This window comes from Acinetobacter lactucae (assembly GCF_013344765.1).
GTDB lineage: Bacteria > Pseudomonadota > Gammaproteobacteria > Pseudomonadales > Moraxellaceae > Acinetobacter > Acinetobacter lactucae_A.
The window spans coordinates 1-21,211 of record NZ_JABVBF010000044.1; the positions used below are offsets into that span (position 1 = coordinate 1).

Consider the following 21,211-nt stretch of genomic DNA (forward strand, 5'->3'; position numbering starts at 1 on the left):
TTCCAAGACTCTCTAATTCATGTAGACATTCCTTTAAATGTGACTTAGCCAGCCTTCTCTTTAACTGTGTAATTAAGAAATTACGAAAGTCATTTCTTAAATGATTTGAATTTCCTCAACTCTTAAGTGATGCATCATTTCTCGAACAAATACAAAATAGGTAAAAATATAAAGCTGATTTGAGGCTACTTGATTCGTGTAGTAACTCAAACGCTCAATAAAATCATTGAATCCATGCTCAAGCTCAATACGGCTGATTTGCTTTTTAGCACTAAAAAATAACTCACTGAGTTGTGTCATGGCTGCGTCAGACGTAACCGCTACACCACTTATATTTAAATTTCTGAAGGGCTTTGACTCGATGATTTCTTCAATAAAATAAATCATCTTTTCGATAGCAAGTTCATCAATAACGCCATGGCTGATACTTTTTGAACCAACAAAACCTAAGCCCTGCTCAATTTGAATGTGTTTGTTGTTTATATCAAATGACAAGCCATTAAGACCAAGCGAAAATTTTAAAACCGAGTCGGGATGATTCATAAAAATAGCTTACCGTCGAATTTTGCTCATAAGTTTAATTTCTTTATAAGCGTAAATTGAACCAGTTTTTTCAATATTTAACATTAATAGCTCGATTATTATTAACACTATCTATAATAAAAACCTCTTTAAAAAGATGAAAAATCAATCTTATATTCATCCAGTTCGACTATTACAATACAGAGTATAAGCATGAAAAAATTAGTAATTTTAGGTGTTACGATTTATAGCTTTGCACAACTTGCCAATGCAGCAACGTTAAATGTAAAACCATATGGTACAACTCAAGACGGTCAAAAAGTTGATCTATACACCATGAGCAATAACAAAGGAGTCTCAGTTTCTTTTATTAGCTTCGGTGGTGTAATTACACAGATTTTGACTCCCGATGCACAAGGTAAAAAAAACAATATCGTTTTGGGCTTTGATGATCTAAAAGGTTATGAAGTTACTGACACCAATGCAGGTATTCATTTTGGCGGATTGATTGGCCGTTATGCTAACCGTATTGGTAATGCTAAATTTAGCTTAGATGGAAAAACGTATAATCTTGAAAAGAATAATGGGCCGAATTCATTACATAGCGGGAATCCTGGTTTTGATAAACGTGTTTGGCAAGTGGAGCCCCTCGTTTCCAAAGGTGAAACCGTTAAAGCGTCTCTTAAGTTAACCAGTCCAAATGGAGATCAAGGTTTTCCCGGAAAATTAGATGTAGAAGTGATCTACAGTCTTTCAGATCGAAATGAATTCCAAATTGAATATAAGGCCAAAACTGATCAGCCTACAGTCGTCAATCTCACCAACCACAGTTATTTCAATTTGTCAGGCGCTGGGAACAATCCTTATGGCGTACTAGATCATGTGGTACAACTCAATGCAGACCATATATTGGTAACCGATCAAAACTCCTTACCAACAGGTGAAATTGCTTCAGTTGCAGGTACGCCTTTTGATTTTCGGACGCCTAAGGCGATTGTGAAAGATATTCGAGCGAATAATCAGCAGTTGGCCTATGGATATGGCTATGACCAAACTTGGGTAATTAATCAAAAGTCTCAAGGAAAATTAAATCTTGCAGCTCATGTTTTTGATCCGAAATCTAAACGGACCATGCAGGTTTTAACCACAGAACCAAGCGTTCAAATGTATACGGCGAATCATTTATTAGGAAATATTGTTGGCGCAAATGGCGTGCTCTATCGACAAGCAGACGCGCTAGCGTTAGAAACGCAGCACTTTCCAGATAGCCCGAATCAACCAACTTTCCCTTCTACACGTTTAAACCCAAATCAAACTTATAACAGTGTGACCGTATTTAAGTTTGGTATTCAAAAATAGTCTATTTAATGAGGCTATGTTCATATTAAAAAGACTCTCAGCTGAATATGACTGAGAGTCTTTTCATTTATTTAACTTTTGTGTTTGGTAGAAGTGCTGTTGCAAAGCCAAGTAATGGCAACAATGAACATAAACCAAATACCCATTCAATGCCCTTAATATCCGCTAAATGTCCTAAGCCTGCTGCGGCAATACCACTTACCCCAAACATCAAACCGAACATTAAACCGGCAATCATACCCACACGGCCTGGAACAGCTTCTTGTGCGTAGACCACCATTGCTGCAAAAGCTGATGACAAAACCAAACCTGCAATAATTGAGAAAACTGTTGTCCAAAATAAGTTTGCATACGGCATCATTAATGCAAACGGCGCCATACCAACAAATGAAACCCAAATAACAGCTTTACGGCCAATTTTGTCACCAATTGGGCCACCTGCAAATGTACCTAAAGCGACGGCTGCCAAGAAGGCAAACAAATGCAATTGAGCGGTCTGGATGCTGATATGGAACTTTTGAATAAGATAAAAAGTAAAGTAGTTACTAATGCTGGCAATGTAGGTAAATTTAGCAAACATCAACACACTAATTGTGCTCAAAGCAATAGTGAGCTTACGACCATGTAATTTACTCTGTGCTTGATTTACACGTGTAGCTACCTGATTTTTTGCATGACCAATCGTCCAACGGCTTACACCAAATAAAACCCAAATCGCTAAAAGTGCAAATATAACTAAACCTGCAACTGCATGCTGTCCAAACGGTACGATAAGTAAAGCTGCTAACAATGGGCCAATAGCAGTGCCTGTATTTCCGCCCACCTGAAAAGTTGATTGAGCCGTACCAAAACGACCACCCGATGCCATGCGTGCCACACGTGAAGCTTCAGGGTGAAAAGTTGCAGAACCTACCCCAATCAGCGCAGATGCACATAACAACACAGTAAAGCTTGGTGAAAATGCCAACAAGATAATACCGCAGAATGTGACCACCATTCCCAGTGGTAGAAGATAAGGTTTTGGATGTTTATCAGTATAAAGTCCAATCCAAGGCTGTAGCAGTGAACCTGTAATTTGGTATACAAATGAAATCAGGCCAACTTGAGCAAAACTCAGCGAAAAGTTTGCTTTGAGCATTGGATAGATGGCTGGCAAGACTGCCTGAATTAAATCATTCAGTAAATGTGCAACCGCCACGGCGCCTACAATTTTAATAATCATTCCTTGAGGCTGATCATTTGCAACGGTATTGGCAATACCATCTTTCAATTGTATTGAAGACGTCATACCTGAAAAACTCCAATATTTTAAGTAAGGTGCTTATTGTAAATTGTCGCTTATAAAGTTATCTTCCAATAATCATCGTATAAGTGACAATTTTTAGGATAGATTATGTCCGATTCTCTTATTCAGTCTGATTTGTCTGAACTTGTGATTGGGCTATCTTCCGAGCATGCCTACCGAGAAATCACACCGACTCATACGCATACCCGCGCTCAGTTTTTATATGCGTCTACAGGAAACATTCAGGTGTTTACACCGAACAATGTCTGGATTGTGCCGCCCATGTGTGCGTTATGGATTCCAGCACATGTTGAGCACAGCGTGATTTCACTGAGTCACGTGAAGTTAAATACAGCATTGGTTGAATTAAATGCAGCCGCTCTAATGGGACAACATTGTTTTATTATTCGAGTCAGTAATCTGTTGCATGAACTTTTGATTCGTTTAAATGAAATTGAACGAGAAGAAGCTCCGAATACTGCGACTTCCCAAGAGCTTTCACGTTCTTTACAAATTTTGATTTTTGAAGAAATTCATCGAGCTAATTTATTGCCTATTCAGATTCCGTGGCCGAAAGACAAACGATTATTAAAAATTTGCCAAGAGTTATTACATACGCCTGACCATTCAAAAGATTTAACAGATTGGGCTGATGATATTGGCGCGAGCTCTAGAACTTTAATGCGTATGTTCCAAAAAGAAACTGGGCTATCTTATCGGGCATGGGTACAGCAAATGCATATTGCACTCGCCTTGAGTAAAATTGCGAATGGTGAATCTATTGCTCAAATTTCCGAGTCACTGGGGTATACCAACCCCAGTGCATTCAGTGCGATGTTTAAGCGACATCTAGGAAAAACACCTCAGCAGTTTAGAAGTGCCGCGATGTCGCTATAAGTCTTTTTTTTAGAGCGGATCTCATGCTTTTCTAATAAATCATCGAAATCATGATAGACATGAAGTTCTCGATCTTTGGCGGTTCTCGCATGATCTAGGCGCTGTTCAGGATCAACCAAAACAAGGGTATGACCATCATCAATCAGACGATCTACCCCTTCTAAGAACATACGTTTACCCACATCATGGATAAGTGAAATCTGGGTTAAATCAATCACAATTGTGCTTTGGTCAGTTGTCTCGTCTTGTAAAATACGCAACAACATTTCAGCTTCGGTAAATTTCAATACACCACGAAGCACATACACACTTAAGGATGCATCTTTTCCTGTTCGATAATGGCTTTGGACAATGGTTTGTGCAGAAGGTGTACCTTCCATGAGATGTAACCCCATGTCACGAGATAATCGTTCTAAAATATCGATTCCTCGAACACTATGACCATGCTCATCTAGTCGAGGTGAAAAAGCAGCGATACTGACCTGCCCCGGTAGCACACCCAAAATACCGCCTGCTACACCGCTTTTAGCAGGAATACCTACAGTTGAAAGCCAGTCACCCGCGGCATCATACATACCACAGCTCATCATGACACTGAGGACTTGTCTAACTACAGATCGATTCAATAGGCGTTTTCCAGTTCTAGGATCGACCCCGCCATTGGCAAGTACACTGCCCATACGTACTAAATCTTTAACTGTAACCATGATCGCACATTGACGAATGTAACCATTCACAATATCGACAGGGTCAGTTTCCAAAATCCCCACCGTGCGCAACATATAACCGATCGAAAGATTACGGTAGGCTGTTTTGACTTCCGAATCATAAACAGACTCATCAAAACTTAATTCACGACCAGCAAGCTCGCTCATAAAACGGCGTAGAATTTCTGCGCTATGTAAACCATGCTTGACCTGAATCAAGGAATGTACAGTAATTGCGCCAGAGTTAATCATCGGGTTTTTCGGACGACCATCTTTACCCAATGAAATTTCATTAAAGGCTTCACCAGAAGGCTCTACCCCTACTTTCGCAAGTACTGCATCAATGCCAAGCTGTTGTAAAACATAGGCATATACAAAAGGTTTAGAAATTGATTGTATGGTGAATTCAACATCATCATCGCCAACCGAATAAATTTCACCATCTACCGTAGACATTGCTAAAGCTAATCGATTTGGGTTTGCATTTGCCAACTCAGGAATATAATCGGCGAGATGACCGCTGTTATCGATGTCACAGGCTTCTATAACATTTGCCAAATATTCTGGGAGAGGGGTTTTCATGGTCAGTAACCTTAAATGAGGAGATTTACAACATCGCGCAAAATTTCAGCACAACCTGCTGATAATATTAAAATTATATCTTTTGTAATGATTTAAATATCACGATATAAGTATTCTAATTCCGATGAGTTATCCTTTTCAAGCTCATTATAGGTTTTTCAAAACTTTAAACTAAAGATTAGATTATTCTTTCTACAAATAAGATCCCATTTAAATGATCGACTTCATGTTGAACAATACGAGCAGGAAAACCATGGAAAATTATTTCAACTGCTTCACCCTGAAGTGTTAAATATTTAACCTTAACCATTTCTGCGCGTTCAACTTGCCCCCTCTCGTCTGGCACACTTAAGCAACCTTCTTCACCTAAACAAACTTCGTCTGAGAACTCTAAAATCTCAGGATTCACCATGACCACTGCTTCCATTTCAGGTGCATCGGGATAACGTGGGTTTGGACGAGACGCCACAATAATGACGCGTTTAGAGATATACACTTGCGGCGCAGCAATTCCTACCCCATTACGCTCAAGCATTGTCGCATGCATAGCGTCAGCAAGCTGATAAAGCCAATTACTGTTTAACTCATTTGCCGACACAGGGGCCGCAGTCAGTTTCAAAATATCTTCACCACGCTTCGCGACAGGTAAAACTACACTCATCCTTTGACTCTCTCATTAAACTGGCTATAACAAGTTTTATTGTGTCGCTGAACGAAACAAAAGAAAAGCCATTCCTACATCTGTTTTTGTTTCATCTAAAGCGTTTTTTGTTTTAAAGCTTTTTTGATCTGAGCAAGTCCAATCGACGTTGCCATATAGAACAAATTTCCTCCATTTACTTTTACTTCACTTTTCCATTAATATCCAAACTTCAATTACAACAATTAAGTAAAAAATGGATCAGGACTTAACTTTGCAGGATGCGAACTATCTTAATAAAGAAGATAAACGAACCCTTGCCCTTTCTTCATTGGGTGGAGCTTTAGAATTTTACGATTTTGTGATTTATGTGTTTTACGCCAAAATCATTTCCGACCTCTTTTTCCCCAGCACGCTTAGTCCGTTTTGGGCCATGCTTAATACTTACGGTATTTTTGCAGCAGGTTACTTTTTTAGGCCTTTGGGCGGGGTTGTCATGGCCCATTTTGGTGATCTGATTGGCCGTAAAAAACTATTTTCACTCTCTATTTTGCTGATGGCACTGCCTACCCTATTTATCGGGATTTTGCCTACCTTTGAAAATATTGGGTATTTGGCACCGCTACTTTTATTGCTCATGCGTGTGGTGCAAGGAATCGCGATTGGGGGAGAAATTCCAGCTGCGTGGACCTTTGTATCTGAACACGTGCCTGAAAGAAAAATTGGTCTGGCAAATGGTTTACTCACCGCTGGGCTGTCTTTAGGAATTTTACTAGGTGCGCTCATGTCTTTATGGATTTCACTGAATTTTAGTGAAGGACAAATTCATGACTGGGCATGGCGTATTCCTTTCATTGCAGGTGGTATTTTTGGTCTAGTCGCACTTTATTTACGAACTTATTTAAAAGAAACACCTGTGTTTAAGGCCATGCAAGCACGTAAAGAAATTTCAAAAGAAATGCCAGTAAAGCAAGTGTTAAAAACGCATAAAACAGCCGTTGCGATTGGCATGTTATTTACGTGGTTTTTAACAGGCTGTGTGGTGGTGCTGATTTTAGCCATGCCAAATTTATTGATTGGTTCATTTGGCTTTGAACGCGCACAGACTTTTGAAATGCAAAGTGCAGCAATTGTTATGCAAATGGTCGGTTGTATTTTGGCTGGCTATTTTGCTGACCGTTTTGGCTGTGGCAAAGTCATGATGGTCGGTGCGCTTGCAGTGGCACTCACAGCAGCAGTTTTTTATAACAGTTTGGGGCACGCGGCACATTCAACCATTTTTGGCTTATATATGTTGCTAGGTCTTTGCTCAGGCACTGTTGGCATGGTGTCGAGCAGCATGGTTAAAATGTTCCCCGCACCCGTTCGCTTCTCGGGTATTTCATTTTCGTATAATTTGTCTTATGCGATTGTTGGCGGTATGACACTGCCTTTAGTGCATTGGCTCAGTCAATACAGTGATATTGGTGCGATGTATTATATTTTTGTGCTGACTATTTTAGCCTTTGTGACTGCTTTTATATTTTGGAATAAGTTTGAAAAAAACAGGTATTAAAAATTTTCACTTATTAAATAAAAAACCACGCAATCGGCGTGGTTTTTTAATGCTTCTTATTTTAGAAAGTAAAACCGATATTAAAGTTAATACGGTATAGCCATTTATCGCTGTTTGGCGAGGTTGCAGAGGTGTAACCCGTTGAGTTGGTCGAACCACCAATAATATTTGAGTTTTTACCCCACGTATAATCCGCCCAAACCATAAATGGTGAAGCAATAAACATCATCCCTGTGGTGTTCATTTGCGAATCTGACCAATCATCACGTTTTTTATCGAGATAACTATAGTCATTATAAAACTTAATGGCTTTTAGCTTACCCATATTGGTCACAGGCAACGTATAAGCAAGGTTTAAACTGGCAATGGTTCCTTCCGAAGCAATGAAATAAGCAGGTGTAAGACCATTTGCTCCCATCAAAGTCATATCACTATTTACACCATCAGGATTTTTAGCATCATACTGATAGTGAATGACCGAACTTTGTAAGTTAAAGCGTTTGTAGTTGTTTTCGGTATGCAAACCGACTGCATAATATTTGCCGTCTTTATCGGTCATTTTATTATGTAACTGAGCAATTGCCCCCGAAACACCAAACTCTTGTTTACCAAAATCGGTCTCTAACTTGCGCACAATGCGAGTATTCACCTGATTGCGCTTTTCATTTTGATAGGCTTTTTGAGATGGAAATGCATTTCCTGCCAAGTCATCATAAGTTGCACTCTCAGGTGAATAACGCAAGTTCGTCTCTAACATTTGCGGGTAATAACCGAGTTTTACATCCCAATCTTTGTTGTGATAATTCCAGTTGATCCCTGGCGCAATGTTGTTGCCATAACCTAAAAAGAATGGAATGTGGTAAGTCCAGCCATTTTGCGGATAGGGATAAATCGTAAAAGGTTTATAAACCAGACCAGCTTCAATGCTGTTATTGGCATCTAAGTTATAGCCGACATATGCTTTTTCAATGGACGTTTTCTGTTGGTCTTGAACCATATAGCTGGCATTGATATAGGCATCATCAAATTTACCTTTGAGATCAACCCTGAAAATATCAAAATGGAGCTTACCAAAACCACGGTTTGGCCCTTCCCAATCTTCATAGCGTTGATTTAACCGAACCACCCCACCTAACTTTAATGAGTCGGTACCATCATCACTTTTCCATTCAAGCAATGAATCTTTTGCAAATGCATTGACGCTTACCCCCAGCGTAAGCGGTGCAATGAATGCCATGATCAATGAAGTCTTTTTCATCTCTACATCCTTGATTGAGTTCCAGCGTCCTGCTGGAACTTTATTTGTTTTACCTGTAAAACTTAGTTTTTATTGTTTTTTAGACAAAAAATTTTATCTAAAAAAAGGATGGCTTAGCAGCTCCCATCGCATATGTACTAAACCATCCAAACTGGTTAATACAGTTTCTTTTGCGGTGGACCCGCAAAGTTTAATGGCCCAATCGAGTTCATATCGAGCTCAATCACAGTTGGTCCTTCAAAAGCGACAGCCTCTTGAATAACCGTTTTAAACTCATCTGCACTACCAACTTTCCAGCTCTTCACACCCATTGATTCGCCAAGAAGTTTATAGTCCGGTGTATGCAATTCATTGAAATATTGACGACCACCAAAGTAGTTATTTTGAATGCCACGCATTACGCCATAACCACCATCATTCATAATCATGAGGACCATGTTGGTGTTTTCTTGCACCATGGTTGCAATCTCGCCAATGCCAAGCATTAAGCCGCCATCGCCGACTAAACCAATTACTTTTTTGTCAGGGTTAGCAACCGAGGCACCAATTGCTGTTGCAAGACCTAAACCAATTGCACCCGCAAGTGAATGAATGTTTTGGTTTGGCGCTTGTACAGGGAATAAACGGCTGCCCCATGTGCTACCCGACATAGTAATGTCACGTACAAAAATACCGTCTTGCGGTAAAGCTGCACGCAAGTGATCACAAATTAATGCGTACTGATCGATTTGTTTACGCAGTGCATCAATTGCAGCCTGTTTAGCCTCCACTACAGCAGCATCGTAGTCAACATCAACTTTTGAAGTTCCTTGAAGCTGCTCTAACACACGTGTTAAGACATCTTTGGCATCACCACAAATGAAGTTGCGGATTTTGTAATTACGTTGCTGAGCCACTGGGTTTGCATCAACCTGAATAATATTTTCAGGGAACTCAACCGAATAAGTTTTGGTTTCATTACTGCGTAAACGAGAACCCACCACAACCATTAAGTCAGCATCTTTTAATAGTTGCTCAACACCTGCCGAGTTATGGAATGCACCTAAACTACGTGGATGGTCATCTGCCAACACACCGCGGCCGTGTGTAGATGAAACAACTGGAATACCTAAATCTGCAATTGCTTTGACTTCGGCAACGCTATTTAAAGTTCCACCGCCAACCCAGAAAATCGGGCGTTTTGCTTTTTTGATTTCACTCACAAGAAGATCAATTTCAGCTTGCTCTGCCTGTGGCAACTCAAGTGCTTTCACTGGCCCTAAGTTAAATGGCAAATCAATTTCTGCTGCTTGTACATCAATTGGTAGCTCGACACTGACAGGTCCCATTGGAACAGTCGTTGCAACACGGATGGCTTCACGAATCACACCAACAGCATTGTCTGGACTGGTAATGCGAAATGCCGCTTTGCTCGATGCACGCAAGAATGTAAGTTGGTCTTTGGTTTCATGAATGAAGCTTGCATCACGGTCAAGATATTCACGCTCAACCTGACCAGTTAAATGCAATACAGGGCTACCTGCATTCATTGCTTCAATGAGTGAACCCACCGCATTACCTGCCCCTGCACCCGTACTGGTTAACGCTACACCTAGACCTTTAAAGCGTGAGTGTGCATCTGCCATAGTAACCGCACCCGCTTCACCACGAGCTGCGACAAAGCGCATTTTTTCACGGCGCCCTACTGCATCGGCAATAGGTAAATTGTGGATGGAAATAACACCATAAATACTATCAACTTGGTGCGCTTCTAAAACTCTTGCGATTGCTTCGCCTACATTTACACGTTCAGTCATGTCTGTTCCTCAAAATTTGTTTTCAGTCCTTGAATTTATTAATCGCACCAAGGGTTAGGCTGTTCATTCAGCCCCATATAAATACTCTTTTGTTGCATGTACGATAAAATGCCCAAACGGCCTTTTTCGCGCCCAATTCCACTGTCTTTAAAGCCACCAAACGGCGCACTAATCGAGAACTTTTTGTAGGTGTTAATCCACACCGTTCCCACTTCTAACGCACGGGCAATGCGCCAAGCTTTGCGATAGCTTTCAGTCCAGATGCCTGCGGCAAGACCAAAACAACTGTCATTGGCTTGAGCAATTAAATCTTGCTCGTTGTCATATTTCATAACGACTAAAACAGGGCCAAAAATTTCTTCCTGACAGGTTTGAGCACTATTACTTAAGCCCGTAATAATGGTCGGTAAATAATAGCTTCCTTTGGCATAGTCAGCAGTGGTAAGCGCTTCACCACCAATCAGAACCTGACCACCTTCGCTTTTGGCAAGCTGCACATAACGGTCAACTGACTGCAAATGTTTGTCATTCACTAGTGGCCCTAAATGCACACCAGCCTGTTCTGGATGGCCCACACGTAAGCCTTTGGTAATTTCAACCAAACGTGTTAAAAACTGATCGTAAAGACTGCTATGAATAAACAAGCGAGAGCCTGCGATACACGCTTGGCCTGCCGAACTAAAAATACCGTACGCGACACCTTTGGCAGCCAGTTCGACATCTGCATCCGGCAAAACGATGGTTGGTGATTTACCACCTAACTCAAGCGAAGTGGTAATGAGTTTATCTGCGGCAATATGTGCCAAATGACGACCTGTGGTTGTTCCACCTGTAAAAGAAATTTTACGAACCAACGGATGTTGAGCAATTGCATCACCAATCACCGAACCACGACCAACTAACACACTGAGTAAGCCTTTCGGTAAACCTGCTTCTTCAAAAATTTTGGCAAGTTCTAAAGCAATCAGTGAAGTTGCTTCTGCTGGTTTTAACACCACTGAATTTCCGGCTGCCAAAGCTGGGGCAAGCTTTTGAACCTCACTCGCAATTGGAGAGTTCCAAGGGGTAATGGCTGCTACCACGCCTACAGGTTCATGCACACTCATGGTCATGAAGTCTGGAGCACGTTGAGTGGTGAGCTCGTCATTCAGTGTTTCACATGCCGCTGCAACATAACGTGCAGTCGCCGCAGCGCTCATGACCAAACCACGAGTTTCGGTTAAAGGCTTACCATTATCGCGTGTTTGTAATTTTGCTAACTCATCGACACGCGCTTCAATAATGTCTGCGACCTTGTAGAGAATACGTGCACGCTCATGCGGCAAGCTGTTCCTCCAGCTCGGTTGACGCCAAGCCTGATCCGCTTTTTCAATCGCTTCATTCACATCTTCAAGCGTTGCAGTCGAAATTTCTGCATTGACAGACTGATCTGCCGGAAACAGGCTTTGGATGACCGCACCGCGGCCCAAACGCCATTCACCTGCAATATAAATTTCCTTTGCCATGATCAAATCCTTCTTAAATCTGTATTGCTTCTACACTGTTGCGACAAGCACGAATCACGCTAAGCGCAGCCAAAGTCGATGTTTTCGGGTTACTTGCTAACGGCACGCCAACCAGTTCAATGGTCATTTGCCCAAAGCCACCTTCTGCCACAATGGTGTGTTTGTTTTTGTTGATTGTTGGATCAACGGTTAACTCGACCATGGTTTCATCCATTCCAAGCCCAGCAAGTGCAATCGTTGCAGCGACGTTGGCATTTGCTGGAAACTTCATCGCAGCTTCACGAGCAGTTCCGGTAAAAAAGACCGTAGCTTCAGTCACATGATCTAAATCGACCAATTGTTCTGCATAACTACCCTTCCAGCTTTTTGGGCTTTTACAGCCTTTATAAGTGACTTTTTGCAAGCCACCTTCTTTGGCTGCTGAAATACCGTCAATGCCAGCAATCGCACCTGCGAGTAAATGCAGATGTGCATCATTTTCTTCGGCAGTTTGTTTAAGCTGAATCAGAAACTCGTTATCAGCCAAAGTTCCAACCGAAATCAGGCCTATGGTCCAACCTTTCGCTAAAACCTTTTGAGCATGTTCTTTCACAGCTGCTTGACCTGCCACCTCAATGACATAGTCTGGCGCACCATCACATTGCTCAATATCTGAAATCACCTGAATCTCTGAAGACACTTGTGACTGCACTTTTTCAACGCTACGAGACGGCACGACAATCCATTTCAGTTGTAAATCTTGAGGCAAATGTGCATGCACTTCTGCTGCCATTGCGCCAAAACCAATCATCATCAACTTTTTCATGACAGCACCTGATATTTATAAATGTTTATTAAAACCACCTGAGACATCGAGTGCCGCACCTGTGGTGTACGATGCCAATGGAGATGCCAAGAAAACTAAAGCACGGGCTGGTTCTTCAGGACGGCCCAAACGCTGCATTGGAATACCGCGGTTTTTTGCGATATTGCCTGTCCACTCTTCCCATGACAGATTTAAATCTGAACGGGTTTCATAGCGGCGTTTCCACTGCGCAGATTCGACCATACCCAGTAAAATCGAGTTCACACGAACACCATATTGAGTAAACTCATGCGCCAACGAATGGGTTAAATTCAATAACGCAGCACGTGCAGATGAAGTCGCAATCATGTGCGGTTCTGGTTGCAATGCCAGTAATGAGTTCACATTGGTAATTGAGGCATTTGCCGACTGTTTTAAGTCATCAAGAAAAGCCCGTACCGGATGTAAAACACTGAAATATTTCAGTTCAATTTCTTTCATCCAGTCTTCATCTTGCGTATTTTCAAAATTTGAAACACGACCTTGCCCAGCATTGTTAATGAGCATGTCCACATTGCCCAAATTGAGTTTGACGTCTTTAGCAAATTGCTGAACTTCTTCTTTTTTCAATACATTGCATGCTTTGGTAAAAATGTTGGCATGCGGAAATTTTTCTAAAATATAGTGCTTAGAAGCATTTAAACGTTCTTCATCGCGACCACACCACGCTACTTTTGCACCCTCTGCAACCAGTATTTCAACAGCAGCCAGCCCAATCCCAGATGAGCCACCGGTAACAACTGCAACTTTTCCTTCAACTTGGAAGCTCATAATCCTTAATCTCTCTTACGATTGTTCCTGAATCGTCAACATAATTTGGTTAAATGCTTGCGGTTGGTCGACATAACTTAAATGTCCTGCATCTTCTATGACGAAGCGCTGTTCCAACTGCAATTCCTGAGCAAGCTCTTGTATACCTAACGCAGGAGTGATTTGATCTTGCTGCCCTGCAATCACTGTGCATGGGACTTTTAAATCGATTAAATAATTACGTATTTCGTCATATGCAAGTAAGTACGATGCATGTGTGAAACCCTGTAGAGTCAACTGTTGCATCACCTCTGAAACTAAAGCTAAGGCTTGTGGCTCTTGTTTATAAATCAAATGAGGTCCACGGCTTTCGGCCATTCCTTTAGCACCAAGTTCTTTCAACATTTTTGGTCTTTTTTCAAAAACCTGAATTTGTGTTTGCTCATCGTGGCGTTGGTAGCCTTGAGCTAAGTTAGCGATAACTAAATGTTCCACTCGCTCTGGGTAAAGTGCAGCAAATGCACTCGCCTGTAAGGCACCTAATGAGTGTCCAACCACAATGGCTTTTTCAATTTTTAAAACATCGAACAACGCAGCCAAGCGCTTTGCGTAGTCGGTCGCATTGGGTTGATCAGTTAAAAGTTCATCTGATTTGCCATAGCCCGGTGCGTCCCAGGCAATGACATGAAAATGATGAGACAACACTTCAAGTTGGTTCACCCATGAAGCAGAACCTGAACTAATGCCATGCAACAGCACAAGGTACTCGCCCTGACCGGCTTCCCGATAAGCTTGTTGCTGACCTTGAACAGTCACGGTTTTCACCGGAAATTCTGCTAACTTTTCAATGAGTGTCATCATTTTCAATTTTTTCCTTTCATTCACTTCATCAAACAATTAACGTTTGATTTGAGACAATGGATGCTCTGGTGGATAGTTCGGAATGGTTGGTTTACCTGTTCCCAACATCACACACATCAAGGCATCTTCTTGACCTGGGTTAAATAAACCACGGTAAATTCCCGGTGGAATTGAAATCAGGTCCCGCTCTTTTAAACGGGTCTCAAATTTTTCGCCGTTGTGCTCAATGAACAAATCAATTTCGCCGCGGAGCATAAAGAAAACTTCTTCAACATCGTGGTGAATGTGCAAAGGACCTTCACACTGCGCAGGTAAAACCATTGTGGAAAATGTGAAGTTTTCTGCTGGCACGGTGTTACTGTCATTTACAACACCTGTTGCCCCCGTACCCATGTAACGCATTTGTGCACGGCGATATTTCGGGTCGTAATCTGCTTGGAACTTCAAAGCATCAAAGTCATATTTACGTGTCTCAAAGCGAGCAATACGCGTGTTTAACCACTCTTCTAAAGAAGCACCTTCTGGTTGTGCCCACGATTCGAATTGTTGTTGTGTAGTCATTTTTTAAACTCCTATACAGTGAATTAATAGCGTTTTAAAAGAGGAACCAAGAACAACGACCCAATGACAGCGACAGCAGCCAAGAAGGTAATTCCTAAATTAAAACTATGTGTTTGCATCACGATGTAACCGATAAGAACAGGCGCAATTGCACTTGCAAAATTACCTAAACCGTTAAATATTCCACCCGCAGTCGCCCCTACATTTGAGGTTGTTACTCTTGCAAGCAGAGCAAATACAGCTGCTACTCCAAAACCCCAAGCCATAGCGCTTAAAGACATGGCAGCAATAATCAATAATGGCTCGGTCATAATGACCATCACATACATGAAGATGCCCGCGAGTAATAAACCGCTAAATACTTGAATTGCTCGGCGGCCTAACTTGTCAGATAAAAACGCACCGATAATTTCGCCAATTAACATGGCAATAAATGGAAAACTTGAATACATCCCAAACTCTTTGAGATTGAATCCTTTGTCTTGCATTAAGTAAGAAGGAACCCAGCTATTTAAGCCCCACAAATACGTCATTAATGCAATGTTGAACAGACAAACCAACCAAAATGCTCTATTGCTCAAAAGTATCTTGGTATTGGCAATGTGACCTTTGAAATTGGTACGTTTACTCTCACCCTCAATTTCGACAGTTTTCTTGAGCTGCAAGTTACGCAGACCAAAAACAATACTAAAAATCGCAATCAGGGTTAGCGCAGCCATCACAAAAAAAGTGGTGTGCCAGTCATGGTGAGCTAAAACATTTGCAGTGATCGGGAAACCAAGGAATGCACCAATGGGCGTTCCAAGTAAGAACATGGTAGAAGCGCGTGCCTGCTGACGGTCTGTGTAAGTCTGCTTAACAATGGTGTATGCCAAGGCAAATAAAGGACCTTCTGCTAAACCGAGCAGTACACGTAAAACCAACATGCCTGAATAACTAGTGGTGAACCCCATACAGAACATGAGTACGCCCCACGACGTTACGCTCCAAAACAGCATTTTCTTTGGGTTAAAGATGTCACCCAAAAAGCTTAGAAAGACCGATGAAAAACCATAAGCAAGTAAGAAACTTGTCATGAGCCAACCAAGCTTAGCTTTATCTTCAGCAATTCCCATTGCACTTTGGAAATGAGGATCTGAAAATAAAACTGCAATACTAATCTTGTCGAAAAATGCCAGTACCACACACACCATAAGGACAAAAGCAGGTACCCAATGCTTCAATCCACTTTTTTCTTCATTACTCATGTGTCATTCCTTCGATTTGGTAATGAGAACCAGATTTAATGTTTACGGTTTTAACTTCATGACATTAAATTCAGCATCTGCTAACAGTTTTGGATCTAAAATGGTGTTGGCTTGCATCCAACGTTTCGCCAGTTTGATCAGTTTAGAATCATTAATGGCAATCATGTTGAGCAAACGATTTTCATGGTCCAGATATAAATAGCTCACCTGATCTTCACCACCTTGGCGAATCACCACTTCTTTGGTTTTTTCAGGCTGATACGTCCCTAAAATCTGGATATTGAAGTGATATTGATCAGACCAAAGCCATGGAATATCAGTATATTCAGTTTCAATTCCGAGCATCGATTTTGCTGCGGCAATCGCCTGATTTTGCGCATTTGCCCAAGACTGAATGCAATAACCCAAGCCCGGATGAATCGCGACATCGCCTGCAGCATAAATGTTTTGATCTGAGGTTTGCCCAAAACAATTCACCACAATGCCATCTTTCACATCGAGACCAGCGTGTACACCTAACTCTTTGGCAATCTCGGCGCCCGCACCCACCACCACACAGTCAAACAATTGACTATTTTGTGGATGATTTACCACTTCAACTTTTTGATGAGGTGCTTCAACCAGATGAAGGCTCTTGCTGTCTAAATGAATTTTTGTGCCTTGGGTTTCATGCATATTTTTTAAAAATGCAGAGACTTCAGGACTCACACTTCTTGCACATAAACGGTCGCCATATTCAAAAATATGAACGTCTTTACCTTGCTTACGTGCAGTTGCAGCAATCTCTAAACCAATCCAGCCACCGCCAATCACAGCGACATTTTTTGCATTCTTTAAAATTTCAGCCAAACGTTCACAGTCATGCACATTGCGTAAGGTCACAACATTTGGAATAAACTGCCATGTATTGACCGGTACACGTGCACGGCTTCCGGTTGCAATCAGCAATTTGTCATAGGGCAAAATCTGGCCACTTTCTAAATGAACCTGTTTTTGCTCACGGTCGACTTTTGTTGCAATTTCCGGTTTGTGCCATTGAACGTTAAACTCTTGAACCTGTTCAGGAGAGAACAGATTCAAACTTTCATAAGTTGCTTCTTTTGAAAGTACTTGCTTAGACAATGGTGGACGCTCATAAAACACTTGATCTTCATTTGAAATCACGTGAATTTCGCCCACATACCCATTTTGACGTAAAGTACTTACTGCCCAACCCGCTGCCTGTCCAGCACCTACAATTACGATCTTTTCCATAACCATCTTCCTTGTAAAGCAATCCCTGTTAAACAGGCTTCACCTGACGGCGGGTTGTGTCATCAAGACCACCTTCAATCGCCCATTCGGTGAAAAGCTCTAGACGATGTTCTTCTACACGTGGCTGCCACTCTTCTGTCAAATAGTCATCGTTGGTGTAATATTCAAATGCACCACCTAATGGTGAGTTGACGTACCAGAAATAAGCAGAAGAAATTGGATGACGTCCCGGTCCAATGAAAGTTGACCATTCCGAACGATTCATATTTAAACCGCCCCCAATTACTTCATGGATATCACGAACAACAAACGCAACGTGATTTAAGCCAGCAGGTTTATTTGGAACACTGAGCAAGAATAAATCATGGTGATAACCTTTACCGCGGCAACGTAAGAATGCACCACGATTTTTATAGGCATCAGATAAATGAAAGCCTACTTTTTCAATATAGAAGTTTTCAGTTGTTGCCAAATCCGGTGTGAAGAACACCACATGTCCAATCGCAACAGGTTGGCCTTTTTCATAGACAGGACTTGCTGCATTCACACGTTGAATGTTGCCGTATTGGTTAATACCTTCCGTTTTAAGTTCTGGTACTTCTTTAACAAAACTTTGTTCAAAACGAATGGTCATGCCATTTGGGTCAAGACACTGAACTGTATTTTCAGAACGTTTAAAACCTTCTACATCGGCCAAACGAGCTGCCAAGTCTTCAAGGTCTTGAGCACTATCTACGCCCCAAGTCACTTCACGTAAAGTTGAGCCTTGCTCAATAGCAGCTGGCAAACGATCATCATCACAATTAAATAAATAAATTTTGCTACCGTTTTGAGTTTGATAAAGATCAGCGCCTTCAATATCTGAAGTACTTTGGCTTAAACCAAAATCTGCTAAAAACTTGTTTGAAGCGGCTCTATCTTCAACTCCAAACTTTAAAATCTCGATCCCTGTAATCATTTGACTACTCCTTAGTTAAAGACAAAACCGCCATTGACCGGAATATTTTGACCTGTCACAAAAGAGGACAAATCCGACAGTAGATACAATGCTGTTCCATTTAAATCTTGTGGAAGTTGCTGACGTTGAATCGCTCTTCCATTCACATATAAATCATGACGCTCTTGTGGCACATACTCAGTCGCTTCAACCAGAGTAAGGCCCGGTGACAAGGTGTTGACACAGATATTAGATTGTCCCAACTCTCTTGCCATTGAACGTGTCATGGCAAGAATTGCACCTTTACTTGCCACATAAGCCATTAGGTTCGGTGCGCCCCAAAGTGCTGTATCGGAAGCAACATTAATAATCTTGCCAGCAGCCGATTGTTTTAGATGGGGAACGCATGCCTTACTAATTAGCCATGTGCCTTTCACATTAATATTCATGACCCGATCCCAAAGTTCAGGATCATAATCAATCATATTTTTTCCACCAACATTGGTCGCCAGTGCCGCACAGTTCACAAGTCCGTCTAGTCCTTGTAATACTTCCACACTTTTTACAACCGCATTTTCAATAGAGTCTGCATTGGCAAGGTCAACGGTGACAGCATGAACGTTTAGCCCTTGTTTCTGTAAAGCTTGGGCTTCTTGTTGCACCAAGTCAGATAAAATATCTGCCATCACAACTTCAGCACCTGCTTCGGCAATGGCTTGAGCAAAATCTCGGCCTAAACCACGCGCAGCACCCGTCACTAAAACTTTTTTGCCTTGCAACAACGCTACATTAGCCATGAGCTTCTTCCTGCATCTCGATACGGTTTGATGCATTTAGCGCAGCAATTTTCTTTAATTGCTTCTCAGCTTCTTTTTTCATTAAACGGCGTAAACGTGCAAGACCCACATCGTGTTGATATAAGAATTCTTTTTCACGCGCATTTGGTGCAAGGTTTTCTAAAATAATTCGGTCTTGTTCCAATACATCCCAATGCAACTGTTCTAAATGATTGCGATATAAGAAACGCCATACATTACGTTGCCAACCACTTACCTTACGGCAGCGCCAGAAAAATACACGGGTATTGTTGGCATCAATCGGCGTTGCATAACCCACAATCCAGAATTCGCCACCTGGACCAAATTGTTTACGGTAAGGAATTGAAAGACGTAACCAGCTTGCACCTGTTGAACCATACTCAACCCAGTCAAAGTTCACGCCTGTTTGACCTTCTTTTTCGAAAACAAAGCCCTTATCGGTTGTACGATGCTTCATCTCTGCAGTACGTTCGCCGTCTGCCATCGAGTGTGAAGTACAATGCAAATAGGTCCCGTGCATTGGGTCCATCACGTTATCAATTGCGTATTGATGGTTTACTTTCCAATCTGCTTGGCAAAGGAATGAACTCCACTCTTCGCTTGCAAGTTGCTCTGGGAACTCAAGCGGTTTTGGCTGTTCATTTACATCAATACCAAACCAGATGAAGATTGCGCCATGTTGCTCAATGACCGGATAGCTCTTTAAACATTTAGTACCAGTCATTGGACATTCATGAACTGCTGGTACGTCAGCAACTACACCGTCAGCACGAACTTCAACACCGTGATACCAGCAAGCAACTCGGTCACCCAAGTTCCAACCAAGTGAAAGACGAGCACCGCGGTGTGGACAGCGATCTTCAAGCGCATGAACCTGACCTTCGGCATCACGCCAAACCACAATATTTTCGCCTAAACGAGTAATTCCGACTGGATTAGCAGCGACTTCCCAACTTGCTAAAACCGGGTGCCATTGGTCACGCAAACCAAGTTCTAAATATTCTTCAGCGCTTTGTGAAGCTGATACGATTGCGTTCATTTTATTCTTCCCTGAATCAATAACCTAAACGTTGCATTTCTTCTGTAAAGCTTGCAGAAGTCCATTCATCACCAGATTCACAGCGGAAACCCTGTTGATTAAGTGCAGAAACAACGTCATCTAACTCAGTTGCGCCCGCAGAAAATGCCTGAATCAAGTTCTTTACAAAATCTTGTTCATAGAGCGTTGGTTCTTTATAACGTGTTTGCCAAACCAACAATTCAGATTGACCTGGAACTTGAATATTGTTGATACCTGCTTCGGTTGCTGGCGTTGCATGAATCCAGCTTGCCAACTTTTCATTAAATGTCTTCATTGTTCTGCTTCCTTGTACATGAGAGGACTAGAGTTGAATTTGAATATCCTGTCCTTCAACACGAACTGGGTACGTACATAGGTTTCTACACCCTGGTCCACTTTTTAGCTCACCTGTCTGAATGTCAAAAATTGCTTCGTGCAATGGACATTCAACAGTCTGATCTTCGATAAATCCTTCGGTTAATAAGGCATACGCATGAGGGCAAACATTTTCGATAGCAAAGTAATTTTCATCGACGAAAAATACGCCTATTTTTTTCCCTTCAATTTCGATGGCTTTCGGCTCATCTTCGCTAACGTCACCCTGCTGACAAACTGAGATCCAACTCATACCTTGCGCCCTCATTTTGTTTTATATACAAAACATAATTTAACTTTCAAAACACAAGCTAAGCATAATCCCCTTGATCATTTTTTGTCAAAGTAAAAATAAATATAAAATTCATTGATTTATTAATTTTTAAATATTTTGTTAC

The 21,211-nt window shown here is 41.6% G+C and carries 21 protein-coding genes; 3 read left to right on the plus strand and 18 right to left on the minus strand.

The features are described 5' to 3' along the window. Positions 1 to 96: 96 nt before the first annotated feature. Positions 97 to 543, minus strand: coding sequence for a hypothetical protein (locus tag HUN22_RS06695; RefSeq protein WP_174727329.1), 447 nt, complete (start codon positions 541 to 543; stop codon positions 97 to 99). 192 nt (positions 544 to 735) lie between these two features. On the opposite strand from HUN22_RS06695, the gene HUN22_RS06700 reads away from it, so the two are divergent. After that, positions 736 to 1,881 carry an aldose epimerase family protein gene (locus HUN22_RS06700; RefSeq protein WP_174727331.1) on the plus strand — a complete coding sequence of 382 codons (1,146 nt, stop codon included), beginning with the start codon at positions 736 to 738 and terminating at the stop codon, positions 1,879 to 1,881. A 67-nt stretch (positions 1,882 to 1,948) separates the two neighbouring features. Here the strand turns inward: HUN22_RS06700 and HUN22_RS06705 are convergent, their stop codons facing one another. Continuing rightward, complete coding sequence (locus HUN22_RS06705; protein ID WP_174727334.1) at positions 1,949 to 3,169, minus strand: MFS transporter; 1,221 nt, start codon at positions 3,167 to 3,169, stop codon at positions 1,949 to 1,951. Between the two features lie 105 nt (positions 3,170 to 3,274). On the opposite strand from HUN22_RS06705, the gene HUN22_RS06710 reads away from it, so the two are divergent. Further along, complete coding sequence (locus HUN22_RS06710; RefSeq protein WP_174727337.1) at positions 3,275 to 4,063, plus strand: AraC family transcriptional regulator; 789 nt, start codon at positions 3,275 to 3,277, stop codon at positions 4,061 to 4,063. On the opposite strand, the gene HUN22_RS06715 is transcribed toward HUN22_RS06710, so the two are convergent. Then, positions 4,030 to 5,352 carry a glutaminase gene (locus tag HUN22_RS06715; RefSeq protein ID WP_174727340.1) on the minus strand — a complete coding sequence of 441 codons (1,323 nt, stop codon included), beginning with the start codon at positions 5,350 to 5,352 and terminating at the stop codon, positions 4,030 to 4,032. The genes HUN22_RS06710 and HUN22_RS06715 overlap by 34 nt on opposite strands. 178 nt (positions 5,353 to 5,530) lie before the next feature. Beyond that, complete coding sequence (gene def, locus HUN22_RS06720; protein ID WP_174727343.1) at positions 5,531 to 6,013, minus strand: peptide deformylase; 483 nt, start codon at positions 6,011 to 6,013, stop codon at positions 5,531 to 5,533. Positions 6,014 to 6,248: 235 nt separating this feature from the next. Here def and HUN22_RS06725 point away from each other — a divergent pair, with 235 nt between their 5' ends. After that, positions 6,249 to 7,547, plus strand: a complete 1,299-nt coding sequence (locus tag HUN22_RS06725) for an MFS transporter (protein WP_174727346.1) — start codon at positions 6,249 to 6,251, stop codon at positions 7,545 to 7,547. Between the two features lie 61 nt (positions 7,548 to 7,608). Here the strand turns inward: HUN22_RS06725 and HUN22_RS06730 are convergent, their stop codons facing one another. The 14 genes from HUN22_RS06730 to HUN22_RS06795 all read right to left on the minus strand — a co-directional run bounded on the left by HUN22_RS06730 (position 7,609) and on the right by HUN22_RS06795 (position 21,066). Beyond that, positions 7,609 to 8,805 (minus strand): hypothetical protein, encoded by a 1,197-nt coding sequence (locus HUN22_RS06730; protein WP_217485492.1) that lies wholly within the window; start codon positions 8,803 to 8,805, stop codon positions 7,609 to 7,611. 155 nt (positions 8,806 to 8,960) lie between these two features. After that, positions 8,961 to 10,601 carry a thiamine pyrophosphate-binding protein gene (locus tag HUN22_RS06735; protein WP_174727349.1) on the minus strand — a complete coding sequence of 547 codons (1,641 nt, stop codon included), beginning with the start codon at positions 10,599 to 10,601 and terminating at the stop codon, positions 8,961 to 8,963. Positions 10,602 to 10,639: 38 nt separating this feature from the next. Continuing rightward, a complete protein-coding gene (locus HUN22_RS06740) occupies positions 10,640 to 12,106 on the minus strand; it encodes an aldehyde dehydrogenase (RefSeq protein ID WP_174727352.1) in 1,467 nt (488 codons plus the stop codon). A gap of 13 nt (positions 12,107 to 12,119) precedes the next feature. Beyond that, complete coding sequence (locus HUN22_RS06745) at positions 12,120 to 12,911, minus strand: aspartate dehydrogenase (RefSeq protein ID WP_174727355.1); 792 nt, start codon at positions 12,909 to 12,911, stop codon at positions 12,120 to 12,122. A 15-nt stretch (positions 12,912 to 12,926) separates the two neighbouring features. After that, a complete protein-coding gene (locus HUN22_RS06750; RefSeq protein WP_174727358.1) occupies positions 12,927 to 13,721 on the minus strand; it encodes an SDR family oxidoreductase in 795 nt (264 codons plus the stop codon). Positions 13,722 to 13,736: 15 nt separating this feature from the next. Next, positions 13,737 to 14,561, minus strand: a complete 825-nt coding sequence (locus HUN22_RS06755; RefSeq protein WP_174727362.1) for an alpha/beta fold hydrolase — start codon at positions 14,559 to 14,561, stop codon at positions 13,737 to 13,739. A gap of 36 nt (positions 14,562 to 14,597) precedes the next feature. Beyond that, positions 14,598 to 15,122, minus strand: coding sequence for a cupin domain-containing protein (locus HUN22_RS06760; RefSeq protein WP_174727364.1), 525 nt, complete (start codon positions 15,120 to 15,122; stop codon positions 14,598 to 14,600). A 23-nt stretch (positions 15,123 to 15,145) separates the two neighbouring features. Continuing rightward, entirely contained in the window at positions 15,146 to 16,369 is a 1,224-nt protein-coding gene (locus HUN22_RS06765; RefSeq protein WP_174727367.1) for an MFS transporter, read from the minus strand. Positions 16,370 to 16,411: 42 nt separating this feature from the next. Next, positions 16,412 to 17,623, minus strand: a complete 1,212-nt coding sequence (locus tag HUN22_RS06770; protein WP_174727370.1) for an NAD(P)/FAD-dependent oxidoreductase — start codon at positions 17,621 to 17,623, stop codon at positions 16,412 to 16,414. Positions 17,624 to 17,651: 28 nt separating this feature from the next. Beyond that, positions 17,652 to 18,581, minus strand: coding sequence for a VOC family protein (locus HUN22_RS06775; protein ID WP_174727373.1), 930 nt, complete (start codon positions 18,579 to 18,581; stop codon positions 17,652 to 17,654). 11 nt (positions 18,582 to 18,592) lie between these two features. After that, positions 18,593 to 19,357: an SDR family oxidoreductase gene (locus HUN22_RS06780; RefSeq protein WP_174727376.1), complete on the minus strand. Its 765-nt coding sequence runs from the start codon at positions 19,355 to 19,357 to the stop codon at positions 18,593 to 18,595. Further along, positions 19,350 to 20,417, minus strand: coding sequence for an aromatic ring-hydroxylating oxygenase subunit alpha (locus tag HUN22_RS06785; protein ID WP_174727379.1), 1,068 nt, complete (start codon positions 20,415 to 20,417; stop codon positions 19,350 to 19,352). The genes HUN22_RS06780 and HUN22_RS06785 overlap by 8 nt, the downstream gene beginning before the upstream one ends. Before the next feature lie 16 nt (positions 20,418 to 20,433). Beyond that, positions 20,434 to 20,733, minus strand: a complete 300-nt coding sequence (locus tag HUN22_RS06790) for a recombinase-like helix-turn-helix domain-containing protein (RefSeq protein WP_016141937.1) — start codon at positions 20,731 to 20,733, stop codon at positions 20,434 to 20,436. Between the two features lie 27 nt (positions 20,734 to 20,760). Beyond that, the gene (locus HUN22_RS06795; RefSeq protein WP_002117586.1) at positions 20,761 to 21,066 is read right to left on the minus strand and encodes a non-heme iron oxygenase ferredoxin subunit; all 306 of its coding nucleotides are present in this window, start codon (positions 21,064 to 21,066) and stop codon (positions 20,761 to 20,763) included. Between the last annotated feature and the right edge of the window lie 145 nt (positions 21,067 to 21,211).